Origin of the sequence: Nocardiopsis sp. B62, from assembly GCF_018070675.1 — a bacterium.
In the GTDB taxonomy this organism is placed as follows: domain Bacteria; phylum Actinomycetota; class Actinomycetes; order Streptosporangiales; family Streptosporangiaceae; genus Nocardiopsis; species Nocardiopsis prasina.
Map to the genome: position 1 here is coordinate 24493 of NZ_JAGPXK010000005.1, position 18718 is coordinate 43210.

Annotated in this window: 11 protein-coding genes; 7 read left to right on the forward strand and 4 right to left on the reverse strand. The window is 71.5% G+C overall.

The annotated features are described in order from the left end of the window. Nucleotides 1–33 precede the first annotated feature (33 nt). The 5 genes from KBX21_RS07520 to KBX21_RS07540 all read left to right on the forward strand — a co-directional run bounded on the left by KBX21_RS07520 (nt 34) and on the right by KBX21_RS07540 (nt 12996). Complete coding sequence (locus tag KBX21_RS07520) at nt 34–246, forward strand: hypothetical protein (RefSeq protein WP_210841450.1); 213 nt, start codon at nt 34–36, stop codon at nt 244–246. 308 nt (nt 247–554) lie between these two features. Then, nucleotides 555–10880, forward strand: coding sequence for a non-ribosomal peptide synthetase (locus tag KBX21_RS07525; RefSeq protein ID WP_210841452.1), 10326 nt, complete (start codon nt 555–557; stop codon nt 10878–10880). A gap of 68 nt (nt 10881–10948) precedes the next feature. Then, nucleotides 10949–11158 (forward strand): MbtH family protein, encoded by a 210-nt coding sequence (locus KBX21_RS07530; protein WP_017544117.1) that lies wholly within the window; start codon nt 10949–10951, stop codon nt 11156–11158. Between the two features lie 51 nt (nt 11159–11209). After that, nucleotides 11210–12199, forward strand: a complete 990-nt coding sequence (locus KBX21_RS07535; protein ID WP_210841453.1) for an ATP-binding cassette domain-containing protein — start codon at nt 11210–11212, stop codon at nt 12197–12199. Then, nucleotides 12196–12996 carry an ABC transporter permease gene (locus KBX21_RS07540; protein WP_307869171.1) on the forward strand — a complete coding sequence of 267 codons (801 nt, stop codon included), beginning with the start codon at nt 12196–12198 and terminating at the stop codon, nt 12994–12996. Before KBX21_RS07535 ends, KBX21_RS07540 begins: the two co-directional genes overlap by 4 nt. 101 nt (nt 12997–13097) lie before the next feature. Here the strand turns inward: KBX21_RS07540 and KBX21_RS07545 are convergent, their stop codons facing one another. The 3 genes from KBX21_RS07545 to KBX21_RS07555 form a co-directional block, all read right to left on the reverse strand. Further along, nucleotides 13098–14291, reverse strand: coding sequence for an MFS transporter (locus KBX21_RS07545; protein WP_210841454.1), 1194 nt, complete (start codon nt 14289–14291; stop codon nt 13098–13100). Between the two features lie 168 nt (nt 14292–14459). Further along, entirely contained in the window at nt 14460–15131 is a 672-nt protein-coding gene (locus tag KBX21_RS26890; RefSeq protein ID WP_307869172.1) for a very short patch repair endonuclease, read from the reverse strand. Between the two features lie 138 nt (nt 15132–15269). Next, nucleotides 15270–16553, reverse strand: coding sequence for a DNA cytosine methyltransferase (locus tag KBX21_RS07555; protein WP_210841456.1), 1284 nt, complete (start codon nt 16551–16553; stop codon nt 15270–15272). Nucleotides 16554–16660: 107 nt separating this feature from the next. On the opposite strand from KBX21_RS07555, the gene KBX21_RS07560 reads away from it, so the two are divergent. Beyond that, complete coding sequence (locus KBX21_RS07560; protein ID WP_210841457.1) at nt 16661–17413, forward strand: Eco29kI family restriction endonuclease; 753 nt, start codon at nt 16661–16663, stop codon at nt 17411–17413. A 10-nt stretch (nt 17414–17423) separates the two neighbouring features. Beyond that, nucleotides 17424–17672 (forward strand): hypothetical protein, encoded by a 249-nt coding sequence (locus KBX21_RS07565; RefSeq protein ID WP_210841458.1) that lies wholly within the window; start codon nt 17424–17426, stop codon nt 17670–17672. Between the two features lie 10 nt (nt 17673–17682). Here KBX21_RS07565 and KBX21_RS07570 read toward each other — a convergent pair whose 3' ends face one another. After that, on the reverse strand, nt 17683–18708 hold the full coding sequence (locus KBX21_RS07570; RefSeq protein ID WP_210841459.1) for a nitronate monooxygenase: 1026 nt from the start codon (nt 18706–18708) through the stop codon (nt 17683–17685). Nucleotides 18709–18718 lie beyond the last annotated feature (10 nt).

An 18718-nucleotide genomic window follows, 5' to 3' on the forward strand; every position in this document is an offset into this window, starting at 1 on the left:
GGCCCCGTCCGACCACCGAAGGGAACCCCCGTCATGACGTCAGTTCGTCGACGCGCCTCCGCGCTCCTGCTCTCCGCCCTCGCCGCCACCGCGGTCCTCGGCTTCGCCGTCGCGCCCGCTCAGGCCGCTGCGGCCCCCGCCGCCGAGGCCTCCGCGCCCTCGGGCGGCCTGCTCGGTGGTCTGGGTCTGTTCGGGGACGGCGGACTGCTCACCATCTTCATCGGCAACTACCAGATCAACAACTAGCGACCCGTTTCAAAGTGGCCGGAGTGGTGCACTCCGGTCGCTTTGCCCTGTCCGGAATATGGCTTTTAGTAAGTATCTGATTGCTTTGTGTGATGTGCATCACGCAATCCTTCCGAACTTTCGCCACGAATCACCAGTGATCACAGACAAGCTATTGAAAGCGGTCATCCCGGCCCCCCTGGGGCGACCGATCCGCTGGCGTGCTCCGTTTCCCGCCCGGGGCACCCCGGACACACGCATTCAATTCCCCGCAACCGCGGCCCGTCCGCTGCTTCGGCAGAGGCGCCGACGCGATTGGAAGGTCTTCGATGACGAACACCGGCCGAACCCGCCGACTGCCGCTCACGGCTGCCCAGACCGGGCTCTGGTACGCGCAGCAGATGGACCCGGGAAACCCCGTGTACGCCATCGCCGAGTACCTGGAGTTGGACGGTCCGCTGGACGTGCCGGTCCTCTGCGCCGCCCTGCGTCAGGCGGTGCTGGAGACCGAGTCGCTCCACCTGCGCTTCGGCGAGGAGGACGGGGAGCCCTGGCAGGAGGTCCGCCGACCGGAGGACTGGTGGCCCACGGTCGTGGACCTCACCGACGAGCCCGACCCCGCCGAGTCCGCCCGCCGGTGGATGCGCGACGACCTCGCGCGGGCGCAGGACGTCCGGGGCGAGACCCTGTTCGCCGAGGTGATCTTCCGTCTGGGCGAGGAGCACCACTTCGTCTACCAGCGCGTCCACCACCTGCTCCTGGACGGCTACGGGGCCATGCTGGTCCTGGGCAGGGTCGCCGAGGTCCACGACGCCCTGGCCGCCGGGACCGAGCCGGGCCCCAGCCCCTTCGGTTCGCTGAGCCGACTCCTGGAGGAGGAGGCCGACTACCGGGCGAACGGCACCGAGGAGACGGACGGCCGCTTCTGGTCGGAGTACATGGCCGACGCCCCCGACGCGGTGGGGCTGGCCGGTACGCCCCCGCGGATGCCCACCAGCCTGCACAGGGTCACCGACCACCTGCCGCGCGAGACCGCCGCCGGGCTCCAGGCCGCCGCCCGCCGACAGCGCACCAGCCTGCCCACCGCGGTCCTCACGGCCACCGCCGTGCACCTCCACCGCTTCACCGGCGCCCGGGACGTCGTCCTCGGCCTGCCGGTCACCACACGCCGCACGTCGCACGCACGGACGGTTCCGGCCGCGGTCTCCAACATCGTTCCGCTGCGCGTCCGGGTCCGTCCCGACCAGCCCGTGTCCGAACTCCTACGGCAGGTGGCGCTGGACACCCGGCGGGCGCTCCGGCACCAGCGCTACCGCAGCGAGGACCTGCGTCGCGACGGGAACTTCGGTCGCCGCCTCACCGGGCCGTCGGTGAACATCATCCCGGCCCTGGGCGAGCTGGTCTTCGCCGGGCTCCCGGCCACCACGCACAACCTCGCGGTCGGTCCCGTCGAGGACCTGTCCGTCATCTTCCACGGGCTCGGGGCGACCCAGGACATCCGCGTCGACTTCGACGGCAGCCCGGACCTGTACACGCGCGACGAGCTCGGCGACCACCAGAGCCGCCTGTTCGCCGTCATGCGGGCCATCGCCGAGGACCCCTCCGCCCCGGTGGGAACCCTGGCCGCCCGCTCCGACGAGGAGGAGAGGGCGGGGGCCGGCGTGAGCGACGGCCCGGTGCGGGCGCTGCCCGACCTCACGGTCGCGGACGAGTTCGCGATCACCGCCTCCCGGTTCCCCGCGAGCACGGCGGTCGTCGCACCGGACGGGCGACTCACCTTCGCCCGCCTCGACGCCCTGTCCGACCGATGGGCCGACCACCTCGTCGCGCTCGGCGCCGCCCCCGGGCGCCTGGTGGGAGTCCGGCTGGGGCGCCACACCGACCTCGCCGTCGCCCAGCTGGCGGTGCTCAAGGCCGGAGCCGTCTGCCTGCCCCTCGACCCCGGCTACCCCACGGGCCGACTGGCCGCGATGGTGCGGGACGCGCGGCCGGACATCGTGCTCGCCCACGGCGACACCGTGTCCGGGACCCCGGACGAAGCGCCGGAGGGCACCCTCAGGACCGTCCTGATGGACGACCCGGCCACCAGGGCCGCCGTCGAGGAGGGCCCGCGCCCGCCCGAGTCGGACCGGCCCCGCCCCGCCACCGGCGCCGACCTCGCCTACGTCATCTACACCTCCGGTTCCACGGGCGCGCCCAAGGGCGTCGCCGTGGAGCACCGATCCCTGCTCAACCTCCTGCACTCGCACCGCGAACTCGTCTTCACTCCCGCCCGGGAACGCCACGGACGGGCGCTGCGGGTGGCGCACACCGCGGGGCTCTCGTTCGACGCCTCCTGGGACCCGTTCCTGTGGATGGTCGACGGACACGAGCTCCACCTGGTAGAGGACGAGGTCCGCCGCGACCCGCAGCGGCTCGTGGCCCACCTGCGCGAACAGGGCCTGGAAGCCATCGAGACCACGCCCTCCTTCGCCCGCGCGCTCCTGGCCGAGGGTCTGGCCGAGCCCGGCGGCCCCACGGTCGTCGCCCTGGGCGGCGAGGCCGTGGACGCCGACCTGTGGAACACGCTCGCGTCGCTGGAACACGTCAGCGCGCACAACCTGTACGGCCCCACCGAGACCACGGTGGACAGCCTGACCACACCCGTCACCTCGGAGAGCGCCCCCCACATCGGGGCCGCGGTCGCCAACTCCCGCGCCTACGTCCTGGACTCGGGGCTCCGGCCCGTCCCCCCGGGCGCCACCGGTGAGCTGTACGTCTCGGGCGCGTCCGTCGCGCGCGGCTACCTCGGCCGTTCCGTTCTCACCGCCGAACGGTTCGTGGCCGACCCCCATGCCGCCGACGGCAGCCGCATGTACCGCACCGGCGACCTGGTCTCGCCGGGACCCGACCACACCCTGCGCTTCCTCGGCCGCGCCGACGACCAGGTCAAGGTACGCGGGGTGCGCGTCGAACCGGCCGAGGTCGAGGCAGTCGTCCGTGAGTGCCCCGGAGTCCGCCAGACCGCGGTGATCGCCGTTGGCGAGGGCGCGGACACCCGCCTCGTGGCCTACGTGGTCGTCGACGACCCCTCCGACACGGACAAGGTCCGCGCACACACCTCGGACCGGCTGCCCGCCTTCATGGTGCCCGCCGCGACCGTCCAGGTCCCCGAGCTGCCGCTGACCCCCAGCGGAAAGCTCGACCGCGCCGCCCTGCCCCTGCCCTCCGGCGGCTCGGAGACCCTCCGGGCGCCGCGCGACGAGCGCGAGCGCAGGCTCTGCGAGCTCTTCGCCGAGGCGGTCGGGGTCGAGCGGGTCGGCGTGGACGACGACTTCTTCGCCCTGGGCGGCCACTCCCTGCTGGCCACCCGCCTGATCGGCCGGATCCGCGCCGAGTTCGGCGCGGCCCCCGCCATCCGCGAACTCTTCGAGAACCCGACGGTCGCCGGGCTGGCCAGGGTGCTCCCGGACGAGGCGGTGACCGCACCGCGACTGGAGCCGCGCGAGCGCCCCGAGGTGCTGCCGCTGTCGCACACCCAGCGCAGACTCTGGTTCCTCAACAGGTACGCACCCGACTCCGGTGCCTACAACATCCCGGCCGCGCTCCGGCTGCGCGGCGAGCTGGACACCGGGGCCCTGCGCGCCGCGCTGGACGACCTGGTGGAGCGCCACGAGACCCTGCGCACCGTGTTCCCGCTGCACGGGGAGGAGCCCCGCCAGCACGTCCTGGCGCCCCACGAGACCCCCCTCGACTTCGCGGCCGTCTCGTGCCCCGAACGCGACCTGGAGCGGGTGATCACGGCCGAGGCGAGCCGGGGCCTGGACACCTCCCTGGAGACCCCGCTGCGGGTCCGGCTCCTGCGGGTCGACGACCGTGACCACGTCCTGCTGCTGGTCCTGCACCACATCGCCGGTGACGGGTGGTCGCTGGGACCGCTCGCCCGGGACCTGGCCGACGCCTACTCCGCGCGCTCCCAGGGGCGGGCCCCGGACTGGGCGCCCCTCCCGGTCCAGTACGCCGACTACACGCTCTGGCAGAACGAGGTGCTCGGCGGGGACGACGACCCGGAGAGCGAGCTCTCCCGGCAGCTGGCCTACTGGCGCGAGGCCCTGCGAGGGGCCCCGGAGGAGACGGTCCTGCCCGCGGACCGCGCCCGCCCCGAACAGTCCAGCGGGCGCGGTGGCTCGGTCCCGCTGAGCCTGTCACCCGAACTCCACGAGCGCCTCAACGGGCTCGGCGACAAGCACGGCGCCAGCCTGTTCATGGTGCTCAACGCCGGGCTCACCGCGCTGCTCTCCCGCCTGGGCGCGGGCTCCGACCTGACCGTCGGCACACCCACGGCGGGCCGCACGGAGACCGAACTCGACGATCTCGTCGGCTTCTTCGTGAACACGGTCGTCATCCGGACCCGGACATCCGGCTATCCGACCTTCGATGACCTGGTCATCCGGTCCCGGCAGGCCTGCCTCTCCGGTTTCGCCCACCAGGACGCCCCCTTCGACCGCGTGGTCGAGGAGTTGCGTCCGGCCCGCGTGGGCTCGCGGCCACCGCTCTTCCAGGTGATGCTCGCCCTCCAGAACATCCGCGCCGAGCGGCCGTCCCTGGGCGGCCTGGACACCACGGTGCAGGAGGGCGTCGGCACCCGGCAGGCCAAGTTCGACCTCACCCTCAACCTGACGGAGCACCTGGGGTCCGGCGGCGTCGCCGAAGGGCTCCTCGGCGACCTGGAGTACGACGCCGACCTCTTCGACGAGCACACCGCCCGCTCCGTCGCCGACCGCTTCACCCACCTGCTCTCGGTCCTGGCCGAGGCCCCGGACACCGTCGTCGAGGAGGCGGAGCTCCTCCTGCCCGGAGAGCGGGCGGAGCTGGACGAGGGCTCGGCGGGACCGTACCGTTCCGGAGCCGCGGACTCGATCCTGGAGGCCTTCGAGGCCCAGGTCCTGTGCACTCCCGACCGGACCGCGGTGGTCGCGGGCGACCACTCGCTGACCTTCGCGGAGCTGGACGCCCGCGCCGAGAGCCTGGCCCGCCTCCTGGCAGACCGGGGCGCCGGACCCGGAACGACCGTGGCGACGGTGCTGCCGCGCTCGGTCGACCTGGCGGTCGCGCTCCTGGGCGTGCTCCGCAGCGGAGCCGCCCACATGCCCGTCGACACCTCCTACCCGCGCGATCGGGTCGACCACATGTTCGCGGACGCCCGTCCCGAACACGTCCTCACCACGGCCGGAAACCGGACGCGCGTTCCCGCTGACAGCACGGTGCTGTACGTCGACGCGCTGCCGCTGGACACCCCCATGCTGCGGGTTCCGGCCCGCCCGGCCCCCCGCGACGCGGCCTACGTCGTCTACACCTCCGGATCCACCGGCCGCCCCAAAGGCGTGGTCGTCGAGCATCGCTCTCTGGCCAACCTGCTCCACTCGCACCGGGAGCGCGTGTTCGGACCGGCCGTCACCGCCGCGGGCCGACCCCTGCGGGTCGCGCACACGGCCGGGGTCTCCTTCGACGCCTCGTGGGACCCGTTCCTGTGGATGGTGGACGGCCATGAACTCCACATCGTCCAGGATCCCGTCAGGGGAGACGCCGAACAGCTCGTCGCCCTCCTGCGTGAGCGGGAGGTCGACGCGGTCGAGACGACGCCCTCCTACGCCAGGCAGCTCGTGGCGCTGGGGCTCTTCGACGGCGGCACCGGGCCGCGCGTGCTCGCTTTGGGCGGAGAGGCGGTCGACGCCCGGCTCTGGGACGAACTGCGCGACGTCCCCGGCCTGACGGCGCACAACCTGTACGGGCCGACCGAGTGCACCGTCGACAGTGTCACGGCCCGTTCCGACGAGGAGACCGAACCGGTGATCGGCAGGCCGATCGCCAACACCGGCGCCCGGGTCCTGGACGGCAGGCTCCGTCCGGTCCCCGCAGGGGTCGTCGGCGAGCTCTACCTCACCGGCGCCGGGGTCGCCCGCGGCTACCTCGGACGCCCGGGGATGACCGCCGAGCGCTTCCTCGCGGACCCGTTCGCCGCCGACGGGAGTCGGATGTACCGCACCGGTGACCTGGTCACCCGTCGGTCCGACGGCGCGCTGCGCTATGTCGGCCGCGCCGACGGACAGGTCAAGGTGCGCGGCCACCGGATCGAACTCGGCGAGGTCGAGGCCGTCGTGGCCGAACACCCCGACGTCGCCCAGTCGGCCGTGGTGCTCACCCGCACCAGGGACGGGGACGCGCGGCTGGCCGCCTTCGTCACCGCACGGCCGGGCGGTCGCCCCGACACCCGGGGGATCCGCGACCACGCGGCGCGCAGGCTCCCCGCCGCCATGCTGCCCGGGGTGGTCATGGTGCTGCCCGAACTCCCGCTGACGCCCAACGGCAAGCTGGACCGGGCGGCGCTGCCCGAACCCGAGGCCGTCACCGGCAGCGGACGCGGCCCGCGCACCCGCGACGAGACCGTCCTGTGTGAGCTGTTCGCCAAGGTCCTGGACGTGCCCGAAGTGGGCATCGACGACGACTTCTTCGCCCTCGGCGGCCACTCGCTCCTCGCGGTGCGCCTGGTGGCCCGTATCCGTCACACGGTCGGCGCCGAGGTCGCGGTGCGCACGCTCTTCGAGGCACCGACCGTGGCCGGTCTGGCCGCGGCGCTCGGCACCGGGCGCCAGTCCAGGCCCCCGCTGCGACCGGTGCCCCGGCCCGCGCGTGTGCCGCTGTCGTTCGCCCAGCGCAGACTGTGGTTCCTCAACCGGTTGGACACATCGGCGGCCCTCTACAACCTCCCGATGGCGGTTCGGATCACCGGCGAGCTGGACACCGAGGCGCTGCGCGGGGCGCTGTTCGACGTCTCCGCGCGCCACGAGAGCCTGCGAACGGTCTTCCCGGACATCGACGGCGAGCCCCTCCAGCACGTGCTGCCCCCCGAGGCGGTCACTCCGGGCAGCGAGTGCGTGGAGGTCGCCTCCGAGGAGGAGCTCCGGCAGGCCCTGGTCCGCGAGGCGGGCAGGGGCTTCGACCTTGCCGTCGAGACGCCTCTGCGGGGCCACCTGTTCAGGGTCGGCCGGGAGCACGTCCTGCTGCTGGTCCTGCACCACATCGCCGGTGACGGATGGTCGACCGCGCCCCTGGCGCGCGACCTCTCCATGGCCTACACCGCCCGTGTGCACGGCACGGCGGCCCTCGCCCGCGACCTGCCGGTGCAGTACGCGGACTACACGCTCTGGCAGCGCGAGGTCCTGGGCGACGACGGCGACCCCGAGAGCGCGATCCGGCACAGCCTCGACGCCTGGGAGCGCCGCCTGTCCGGCGCCCCGGACGAGGTGCGCCTGCCCTCCGACAGGCCCCGGCCCGCCAGCGCCTCCCAGCCCTCCGCCAGCACGGGGGTGGAGATCGGCGCGGACCTGCACGAACGCCTGCTGCGGTTGGCCCGGTCCTCGTCCACGAGCCTGTTCATGGTCCTCCAGGCCGGACTCGCCGCCCTGCACACACGCCTGGGCGCGGGCGACGACATCGTGATCGGCAGCCCGGTCGCGGGGCGCACCGACCCGGCTCTGGACGAACTGGTCGGGTTCTTCGTCAACACGCTCCCGCTGCGTACCGACACCTCGGGTAACCCGACCTTCACCGACCTGCTGGCGCGGGTGCGCGACGCCGACCTGGACGCCTTCGACGACCAGGAGGTGCCCTTCGAGCAGATCGTGGAGCGGCTCAACCCCTCGCGTGCCCTCGGACGTCATCCGCTGTTCCAGACGGCTCTGACCCTCCAGAACAACGAGACGCCCACCATGGAGCTGTCGGGTCTGGACGTGCGCCCCGAACCGGGCGCACCGGCACTGGGCGCCAAGTTCGACCTCTCCTTCGACCTGGCCGAGCAGACCTGTCCGCTGGGCGGCGCCGCCGGTGTCACCGGCACGCTGGAGTACAACAGCGCGATGTTCGACCCCGGCACGGCGCGGCTGTTCGTGGAGCGCTACGTCCGACTGCTCGACGCCGCCACCCGGGCACCCGAGGCCCGTCTCGGTCGCCTGGAGATCCTCTCCGGAGAGGAGCGGGAGGGGCTCCTGGCCGACGGGCACGGCCTGCTCAGGGAGCTTCCGGTCGAGACCGTCGTGGAGCTGTTCGAGGAGCAGGTCCGGCTCACCCCCGACGCGATCGCGCTGGTCTGCGCGCAGGAGCGGCTCAGCTTCGCCGACCTCGAACGGCGCGCCAACTGCCTGGCCCGTTCTCTGGTCAAGCTCGGCAACGGGCCCGGCGACGTGGTCGCCGTCCTGCTCCAGCGATCGGTGGAGACGGTCGTGAGCCTCCTGGGCGTGCTCAAGAGCGGCGCCGCGTACCTGCCCCTCGACCCCGACCACCCCGACGAGCGGCTGGCCACCATGATCGGCGACGCCGTGCCCGGGCTGGTGCTCACCGACTCCTCGCTCGCCCACCGGGTCCCCGACGCCCCGCTGGTGCGCGACGTGGACGCCATCACCGACAAGCACGGCGACTGCCACTGCGCCACCGCGGGCGCGCTCACCGACCGCGAACGGGTCCGTCCGCTCACCGCCTCGGACATCGTGTACGTCATCTACACCTCGGGCTCCACCGGCAGGCCGAAGGGGGTCGAGGTCGAGCACGGGTCGTTGGTCAACCTGTTCCTGAGCCACCAGGAGGAGCTGTTCACCCCGGTCAGCCAGGAGCTGGGCCGCAAGCTCCGGGTCGCGCACACCGCCGGTGTGGCCTTCGACGCCTCCTGGGACCCGATCCTCTGGCTGGTCGACGGGCACGAGCTGCACGTCGTGGAGGACTCGGTGCGCCGCGACCCCTCCGGCCTCGCCGACTACCTGACCCGCAACCGCGTGGACTCCGTCGAGACCACTCCCAGCTACGCCCGCAGGCTGATCGCCGAGGGCGTGCTCGACCACTCGGACGCGCTCTCGGTGGTGGCCTTGGGCGGAGAGGCGGTCGACGCCGACCTCTGGGACGACCTGACCCGCCGCCCGGACGTGCGCGCCTACAACTTCTACGGCCCCACCGAGACCACGGTGGACGCCGTCATCGCGGGCATCGGCGGCGAGGCCGGCCCGACCATCGGCCGACCGGTGGGCAACATCCGGGTGTACGTGCTCGACAGCGGGCTCCAGCCCGCACCCGTGGGCGCTCTCGGTGAGCTCTACATCGCCGGAGCCGGGCTGGCCCGCGGATACCGCAGCCGCCCCGGCATGACGGGGGAGCGGTTCGTCGCCGACCCCTTCGCCGCCGCGGGCGGACGCATGTACCGGACCGGAGACCTCGTCCGGTGGCGCGCAGACGGCACGCTGGAGTTCGTCGGCCGCGCCGACGACCAGGTCAAGCTCCGGGGCTTTCGGATCGAACCCGGGGAGATCAGGGCGACGCTCGTGGACCATCCCGGAGTCGCCGAGGCCGCCGTCCTGGTGCGCCGCACGGCGGCGGGGGACGCCAGGCTCGTGGCCTACCCGGTGCCGCTCGTGCGCCCCGGTCCCACCGACGCCGAGCTGCGCCGACACCTGGCCGCCAGGCTTCCCGAATACATGGTCCCGGCGGTGTTCGTCCGCCTGGAGTCCCTGCCACTGACCGTGAACGGCAAGGTCGACAACGCGGCCCTGCCGGACCCCGCCGAGCACGCACCGCAGGTGACCGGTGTTCCCGAGACACGACGCGAGATCCGCATCTGCGCGCTGTTCGCGGAGATCCTGGACCTGCCGAGGGTCGGGGTGCACGACGGGTTCTTCGAGCTGGGCGGGCACTCCCTGCTCGCGGCGCGCCTCGTGCGGCGCATCAGCGCCGCTCTGGGCCAGGAGGTCACGGTGCCGATGCTCTTCCAGAACCCCACGGTCGCCGGGCTCATCCAGGCGGCGGACGGGGAGACCACCGAGACCGGGCTCGGCCGGATCCTGCCGATCCGGCCCACCGGCGAGGGCGCCCCGCTGTTCTGCGTGCACCCCGCCGGAGGGCTCGCGTGGCCCTACGCGGGGCTGGCGCGACACATCGGCGCCGACCATCCCGTGTACGGGCTCCAGGCCCCGGGGCTCAGCCCCGGTGACCGGACCGAGCACGCCACCGACCTGCGATCCCTCACCGAGGACTACGCCGCGCGGATCCGCGAGATCCAGCCGGAGGGGCCCTACCACCTGCTGGGCTGGTCCTTCGGAGGCAACATCGCGCACGCGCTCGCCGGACACCTCCAGGAGACCGGCGACGAGGTGGCCACCCTGGCCCTGCTGGACTCGCACCCGTTCGGCCAGTCCGCAGAGGAGGGCTTCGCCGACGACACCGAGGTCCTCGTCGCGCTGCTCCGGGCCGTCGGCTACGCAGAGGACGCCGAAGGCCTCGGCGAGTCGCCGCGGACCGAGGACGCCATCGAGGTGTTCCGGCGCCACGGCGACCCCCTCGGCGAACTCTCCAAGGAGGCGGTCGAGGCCATGCTCCTCGGCTTCGACCGGCAGGTGTCCCTGCTGCGCCACGGACGGCCGCCCGTCTTCGACGGAGACCTCCTCTTCTTCACCGCGACGCTGGACAGCGTTCCCGGAGTCGACCTTGCCCGGACCTGGCGGCCCTACGTCGAAGGCCGGATCGACAACCAGGACGTCACGTGCACGCACGCGCTCATGGCCACACCGGAGGCGCTCTCCGTGATCGGACCGGTCGTCGCCGACCGTCTGGCCCGCTCACTGGCGCACCGCCGCTGACCCCCACGAACCACCGACAAGCCGCGGCCGTGATCGCGAGCCGCACGAACACAGAAGGGCACACAGCCATGCAGAACCCGTTCGACGACACCGACGCCTCCTTCCTGGTCCTGGTCAACGCCGAGGACCAGCACTCCCTGTGGCCCGCCTTCGTCCCGGTCCCGGCCGGCTGGGTCGTGCGCCATGGTCCCGCCGAGCGCCAGGAGTGCCTCTCCTACATCGACACCAACTGGACCGACATGCGGCCCCACCGGGTGCGCCAGCTCGACGCGGCCTGAGAACCCAGGGCCCGGCCGCGTGGCCGGGCCCCCAACCACGAAGGGAGTGACGTGGACGGGGACGACCATGTCATCGAGGTCGAGGGACTGACCAAGTCCTTCGGGCGACACCGCGCGCTTCGGGGCATCGACCTGGCCGTGCCGCGCGGGCACGTCCTGGGGCTGCTCGGCCCCAACGGGGCGGGCAAGACCACCACCGTCCGCGTGCTGACCACCCTGCTGCGGCCGGACGGCGGGCGGGTCCGGGTCGCCGGTCACGACGTGGTGGCCGACCCGGGTGCGGTCCGCCGCAGCATCGGGCTCTCCGGCCAGTACGCGGCCGTGGACGAGAAGCTCACCGGCTTCGAGAACCTGCGCATGGTGGGCCGCCTGTACGGGATGAACCGCGCGCAGGCGGCCGAGCGCGCCAGGGAACTGCTGCGGCGCTTCCGGCTCTCCGACGTCGCGAACCAGAGTTCGGGCGCCTACTCGGGCGGTATGCGCCGCCGCCTGGACCTGGCCGGGGCCCTGGTGGCCCGGCCCGAGGTGGTCGTGCTCGACGAACCCACGACCGGCCTGGACCCGCGCGGGCGCATGGACACCTGGGAGATCGTCTCCACCCTCGTGGAGGACGGGACCACGGTCCTGCTGACCACGCAGTACCTGGAGGAGGCCGACCAGCTCTCGGACACGATCGTGGTCATCGACAAGGGAACGGTGATCGCCCGGGGCAGCGCCGACGCCCTCAAGGAGCACATGGGCGGGGCACGGATGGACTTCGTCCTCGCCGACGCCGCCGACCTGGATTCGGCCGCGGGGATCGTCGCGGACCACGGCAACGGCCGACCCGAGACCGATCCGGGCGCCAGACGGCTCTCGGTGGGCACCTCGGAGGGGCAGTCGGCGCTGACCGGGGCTCTGGCGGCGCTGCAACGGGGCGGTGTCCCGGTGGTCGAGGTGGCGCTGCGCCGCCCCACCCTGGACGAGGTGTTCCTCGAACTGACCGGACGTGAGGAGGGCGAGGCCGCCGAGCCCGCCCCGCTGGCGGGAGGGCCCCGGTGAACGCGCTGATGAGATCGGTGAGCGACAGCGGGGTCGTCGCCCACCGGAACCTGCTCCACGTCGTGCGGACCCCGGGATCCATGGTCGCGGGGGTCATCCAGCCGGTGATGTTCGTCCTGCTGCTCGCCTTCGTCTTCGGGGGCAGCCTGGGCGGCGCGCAGTACCGGGAGTTCCTGATCGGCGGCATCTTCGCGCAGACCCTGCTGTTCAACTCCTCCTTCACGGCGGTCGGGCTGGCCAACGACCTCCAGAAGGGCATCGTCGACCGCTACCGGTCGCTGCCGATGTCCCGGATCGCCGTCATCCTGGGCCGGACCCTCTCGGACCTGGCGACGAGTTCCCTGTCGCTGCTGGTCACAGCCGTGTGCGGGCTCCTGATCGGATGGCGGGTCACCACGGGGGCGAGCGAGGTGGTCCTGGGCGTGGCCCTCCTGCTCTTCTTCGCCTTCGCGACCTCCTGGATCGGGGTCTTCATCGCGCTGACCGCCCGCAGCGTCGAGGTGGCCCAGAGCCTGGGCCTGGTCTGGCTGTTCCCGGTCGCCTTCGTGTCGGGTGCCTTCGTCTCCATCGAGGGCATGCCCGCGCCGCTGCGGATCGTCGCGGAGTGGAACCCGGTCACGGCCGTCGCCTCGGCCGCCAGGGAGCTGTTCGGCAACGCCCCGCCGCCGGGCCTGGCGCAGCCGTCCGGTTGGCCCGCGGAGAACGCCGTGCTGTACGCGGCGCTGTCCTCGGCCGTGATCATCGCCGTCTTCGCCCCGCTGGCCCTGCGCCGCTACGTCCTCATCAGCGCCCGCTGATCCACGGGGCCTCAGGGGGCGCGGGGGCGGAGCGGACTGCCCTCATTGGTCCGGCACCTCCGCGCCCCGGGGCCGACGGTCCCCGGGGTGCCTCCCCGTACTCAGGCCTGGGGCCGAGGCTCCTCCTTGAAGGAGCGCAGGAGCAGGGGGACGCACAGGAAGACGGCGGCCCCCATGACGGCGAAGTAGGCGGGAGCGGACAGGTCCAGGAGGGCTCCGCCCAGGACGGGACCGACGAAGAACCCGAGGTAGCGCAGTTCGGACAGGCCGAAGTAGGCGCCCTTGCGGTCGTCCGCGGCCAGGGAGTGCACCGCCACGTCCGGCAGGGGCAGCAGGATCGCCTCGCCCAGGGTCCAGAACACGATGGCCACGTACAGAAGGACCACGTTGGTCGTGCCCAGCCACACGCAGACGAAGGCGACCGCGAAGAACACGCACCCCAGGGTCACCAACGGGCCCCAGGGGAGGCGCTCGGACAGCCAGATCACCGGGGGCTGCACCGCCAGGGCCAGGGCGGCGTTCAGCACCAGCAACGAGGCGAACAGGTACTCCGTCCGGTCGCCGTAGGCGCCCTTCATGTACAGCGGGATGGACGTGTCCATCTGGGCCATGATCAGGAAGACCACCGCCCCCGCGCCGATGGCGGCGATGAGGTGGCGGTCACGCAGGGCGTCGGTCCACGGAACCGGTGAGGTGCTCCTGGAGGAGGTCTCCAAGCGCGTCAACTCCGCGCCGCGCACCGCCACCACTGACAGGTAGAGCGCGAAGAAGGCCGCCGGGGCCAGGAAGAACGCCGCCGGACCCACGTGGAACAGGACGCCGCCCACGGCCGGTCCGACGATCGCCCCCATGCACAGGGTGATGTAACGGACGCGGAAGATCCGGCCGTCGCCGGTGTCGGACAGGGAGAGCAGCTTCTTCATGCTCGGTTCGACCATCGTGCGCGCCACGCCCAGGCTGAGGAAGAGCGACACGATGGCGGCGGGAGCGGAGGCCAGGGCCAGCGCCGAATAGACCACCACGTTCAGCAGGAGTCCCCACCGCATGAGCCGGACGGCGCCGAACCGGTCGGCGACCATGCCGCTCAGGAGGCCGCCGAACGCGGCGATCAGCGCAATACCACCGACCACCGCGCCGATCCCCGCGGCGGACAGTTCCGTCCGGTCCGCGAGGTAGAGCGCGGCGAACGGCAGGGCGGCGAAGAACGCCATGGAGTTGAGCAGCGAACCCAGCACGAGTGTGCGTTCGTCGCGGCTGAACCGCCACAGGGAACGGCGCTGACTGGTCTGGGTCACGGGGACTCCCGGGGGGTGGACGCTGGGGGAGCGGCCACTCTAGGAGCCGACACCGACAGTCGAATCGATCCCGACGGGCGAGCTCCCCGATGTCACGATTCGCGGATCAGCCTCATCGTCGATCCCGCGTCTGCCACACCAGGAAATCTTCGCTTCGAACGGCCAAACCTAAGTGGTGTTCGATTCCCCGGAACCCGGAAAAGACCCTTCCAGGCCTTCGTCGAGCGCCGTCAAGACCCTCTCCAAAGCAGACTCCGGTGTCTCGTGCTCCCACACTCGGACGACCGTCCACCCTTGGGCTCGCAACCTCTCGTTCGTGTCGGTGTCGCGCGCCTGATTTCCCTCGATCTTGTCGCGCCAGAAGTCCGCTCTCCGTTTGGCCGGGCGATGATGCTCGGGACACCCGTGCCAGTAGCAGCCGTCCACGAAGACAGCGACACGCGCCTTTCGAAAAACGACATCGGCGGTGCGCGCCAGTTCCGGCAGCGGTCGGGCGTTGACGCGGTAACGAAGGCCTCGGGCATGCAGGAGTGATCGAAGGAGCAACTCCGGGCCGGTGTCGCGCCCCTTGTTCGCTCTCATGGTCGCGCGTGCCGCCTCCGAGGTCGCGGTGGAGTCGATCGGAAGGACCCGGTCCCTGACCAATCCGGCCGCACGGGCGAGATTCCACGCCCGCGCCAAGTTGGCGGCGCGTGTGTCGGCGTCGACCTCTCCCAGGTAGCGTTCGCGCGTTCGTCCGTTCTCCGACCACCGCAAGTAGGCGCGGATACGACGAGTGCGGTCATACACCCGTAGGGCGACCGACCCGGTCGCCTCCGTCCCCTCGGAGACGACGACCACACGCCGACCACGTCCTCCGACCGCTCGGTCCTGCTCCGCCGACCGCGCGGCACGCGACATCCCCGGGCGAGGTCTCCAGGCTCGTGGAGGCGGGGGGCGGTCACCCCAGCCTCGTTGCGCACGACCCGCGGGCACGGCTCAAGCCCCCGCTTCGTCGAGCGCGTTCCTAACAGCGTCCGCGAAGACCCGACCGAGTCGCACCGGGACGGCGTTCCCCAGTTGGCGCATCTTCTCACCACGGGGCCCGGCCAGTTCCCAGTCGTCAGGGAAGGTCATCACCCTGGCAGTCTCCCGCACCGTCATGTACCGGTGGCCCGCACCGTCGAAGGTGGGGTCGTCCAGGCGCATCACCGACTCACCGCCCGGTACCCCATGCACACCAGCCTTGACCGTCTTCGCGGGACGATCCAGCTCGTTGGGGGTGTGCCCGGTGTAGATTCGCGCCCCAGGCCAACCAACATGGTCAGGGACTCCGTCGACGACCAGCCTCGCTCGCACGGCCTCCTCCGGGACGGGCGGCAGAGGCACCCCCTCATTCTCGTCAACGCCCCTGATCGCGTCCCTGAGAGTCCGCCAGGGTCGCAGCCCATCCGACATCAAACCGGGGGGGCGCAGTTCAGCCATCACCCTCTCCCGCGTCGTGTCGATGCCAGGCGCGTCGTCATGTCGCTTCCAGTAGGTCCCATCGTGCATGGATTCGATCAGCGCGGCCTCCGAGTACTCGGGGACGGGCTGGTGACGAGCCCAGTCCACACCCAGGTCGGATCGGAAGGCGACGAGGATGACGCGATGACGAATCTGGGGCACACCGTAGTCCGCAGCGTTCACGGGCACGTGCACCACGTGATAGCGCTCGGTGGGGTCCACCGAGCCATTCTCGAGGCGATCGCGTAGGACGGCGTCATGCTCCTCCCAGGTGGCGCCCTCCGCCCGCCGCACGAACGGCAAACTCATCTCCCTCTTGATGTACTCGAAATAACGGCGGAAACCAGTGCGGAGCAGGCCCCGAACGTTCTCACAAACGATGGCCTTCGGGCGCATCTCGCGGATCGCCCGGAACATCTCAGGGAACATGTTCCGCTCGTCCTCATCCCCCCTCGCCACGCCTCCGAGGCTGAAGGGCTGACAGGGCGGTCCACCCGCGAGGACGTCGACCCCGGCCGAGGCCAAGAACCCGAAGGAAGGGATGTCCCGCACATCACCCGGGACCAACGGCCAACCCGTCGCCCGAGGCCCGGACACCGAGCCAGGCCCAGGCACGGAGGTGTCCGAGGGGTCCCGGAGCGTCGCCCCGTTGACGGTCAACGTCTCCACGGCCCGCTTGGCGAACTCGTTGACGAGAAGCGGTCGGAAACCGGCCCCGTGCACAGCCATCGCAAGCCCGCCGCCCCCTGCGAACAGCTCTACAGACTTCCGGTCCATGTTCGGTCCCCCCAGCAGCTCAGTGATGGTTAAACCATACCGCGGAAGTGTTCCCACTTGTTCATTGTCCACACGATTGTGATCTAGGTCGTATAAAGTCGGATCGAGTGACCTGTGGACTGAAAAAACCAGCGGCACCTCGAAAGAAAGGGGAGAAAATGGGTGAGGGTATTTCGGGGGGTGGGGTGGATCCTACATCCACGCCTGGATGGGTGTACGACCCATTGAAGAGAGAAAACCTTGGGCGTAGTGTTCTATGGGCGCTCGTCGCCTCGAATCCTGTGCCATTGGGTGCCATTCCTCCATTTCCTGGTTGCGGAATTTACGCCCTCTATTACACGGGTGGCAACGAACTTTACGAGTCCATCTCGTCACTGGAACTCCGAGTGCCCATTTACGTGGGAAAAGCGGACCCCTCGGGGTCACGGAAAGGGGGAGAGGTGCATCGGGCCTGGGAAGGATTCCGGCTGCGTGATCGGCTCAATAAGCACGCAAGAACCATCGAAGCAGCGGAAAATCTGGACCTGAAGGATTTCCAGGCCCGGTATCTACCAGCAGACGATCTCTTCACTCCGATGGCCGAAAGGCTGATGATCTCGGAGCTCAAGCCCGTTTGGAACATGATTCTCGAAGGATTCGGCGTCAACCCGCCAGGAAAGAAGAGGATCGAGGGACTTCGGCCCAAGTGGCACCAGATTCATCCGGGGGTGTCTTGGGCCGAAGGCATGCCCGAGCGTCCGGGAGGAGCCGCAGAGCTAGAAGAAGAAGTGAGGCTGCACCTGAAGACTTACGGGCAGGAGCGCGAATCCGCGAGCGGAGTCCCCATGAACCTCGTCCCTCCACGGATAGGACCCCAGTGATTCGGAACGCATGGTGCGTCGGGCGGCCGAGGCCCCGACCCTGCCGGACCGCGTGCACCTCAGCGCGGGCCTGCGCGAGTGGTCGCTGTTGGGCGCCAACGGGCGCGTCCACCGGGCACTGCTGAGCAGGGGAGCGGAACTGGGACACGACGCGGGCTTCGCGACCCTGGTCGAGTACAACGGCGGCCACGACCGCGCCTGCTGGCGGGCCGGTCTGCCCGAGGCGCTGGTGGCACTCACCGACGACTGGCCCCGCTGAATCCCGCGCCTCAGGGGGGCCCGGCGGCGTCGCGCAGTTCCCCGACGAGGTCGGCCGCGGGCAGTTCCCGGGCCTGACGGAACCCGGCCCCCGCCCACAGGGCCATGCCCCCGGTGTCACCGGCCCGGGCCGCGGCGGCGCGCAGAGGCCTGGTCATGTGGTGCACCTCGGGGTAGGCGGCGGGCGCGTCCGGATGCTCGACCATGAACCGGTTGGTGAGCCCGCGCGCCGGACGTCCGGTGAACGCCCGGGTCAGAGAGGTCTCACCGAAGGCCGGATCAGCCAGCGCGGCCTTGTGCGCGGGCTGCGCGCCGCTCTCCGGGCACCGGAGGAAGGCCGTGCCCAGCTGGACGGCGGTGGCCCCGGCAGTGAGGGCGGCGACGACGTCCTCTCCGGTCATGATGCCTCCGGCCGCGACCACCGGCACGTCGACGGCGCGCACCACCTCGTTCAGCAGCGTGAGCAGGGGTCTGTCGTCGCCCTGAGCGGGGTCGAAGGTGGCACGGTGCCCGCCCGCTTCCAGTCCCTGCGCGCACACGCCGTCGGCGCCGCGGGCCACTGCGGTCCGGGCCTCCTCGACGGTGGTGGCGGTGACGACCGTCGCCGAACCCGCCTCGCGCAGCCGCTCCAGCACCGTCGCCGAGGGGCAGCCGAAGGTGAAGCTCACCAAGGAGACGGGAGTGTTCACCAGCAGGTCGATCTTGGCGTCCCAGGCGTCGTCGTCATGCCCGGCCGGGCCGACCTCGGACCCGAGCCGCTGGGCCTCCTCGGCGAGGTCACTTCGGTAGTCGTCGAGCACGGACGCGGGCGCCGGTGAGCCGGAGGGGACGAACACGTTCACGCCGAACACCTCGGTCCCCAACGCGCGCACCTCGGCGATCCGATCGGCCAGCGCCTCCGCGGACAGGTACCCGGCGGCCAGCGACCCCAGACCGCCCGCGCCGTCCACCGCGTGGACCAGGGCGGGGGTGGAGGTGCCTCCGGCCATGGGGGCCTGGAGGATCCTCCGCGTACCGAGGAGTTCGGGCAGGTTCATGCTCTTCGCC

Excerpts from the sequence above, each read along its gene's own strand:
- KBX21_RS07530 (WP_017544117.1), top strand. The coding sequence starts at position 10,949 with ATGCAGAACCCGTTCGACGACACCGACGCCTCCTTCCTGGTCCTGGTC.
- KBX21_RS07565 (WP_210841458.1), top strand. The coding sequence starts at position 17,424 with ATGGTGCGTCGGGCGGCCGAGGCCCCGACCCTGCCGGACCGCGTGCAC.
- KBX21_RS07570 (WP_210841459.1), bottom strand. The coding sequence starts at position 18,708 with ATGAACCTGCCCGAACTCCTCGGTACGCGGAGGATCCTCCAGGCCCCC.
- KBX21_RS07520 (WP_210841450.1), top strand. The coding sequence starts at position 34 with ATGACGTCAGTTCGTCGACGCGCCTCCGCGCTCCTGCTCTCCGCCCTC.
- KBX21_RS07525 (WP_210841452.1), top strand. The coding sequence starts at position 555 with ATGACGAACACCGGCCGAACCCGCCGACTGCCGCTCACGGCTGCCCAG.
- KBX21_RS07555 (WP_210841456.1), bottom strand. The coding sequence starts at position 16,553 with ATGGACCGGAAGTCTGTAGAGCTGTTCGCAGGGGGCGGCGGGCTTGCG.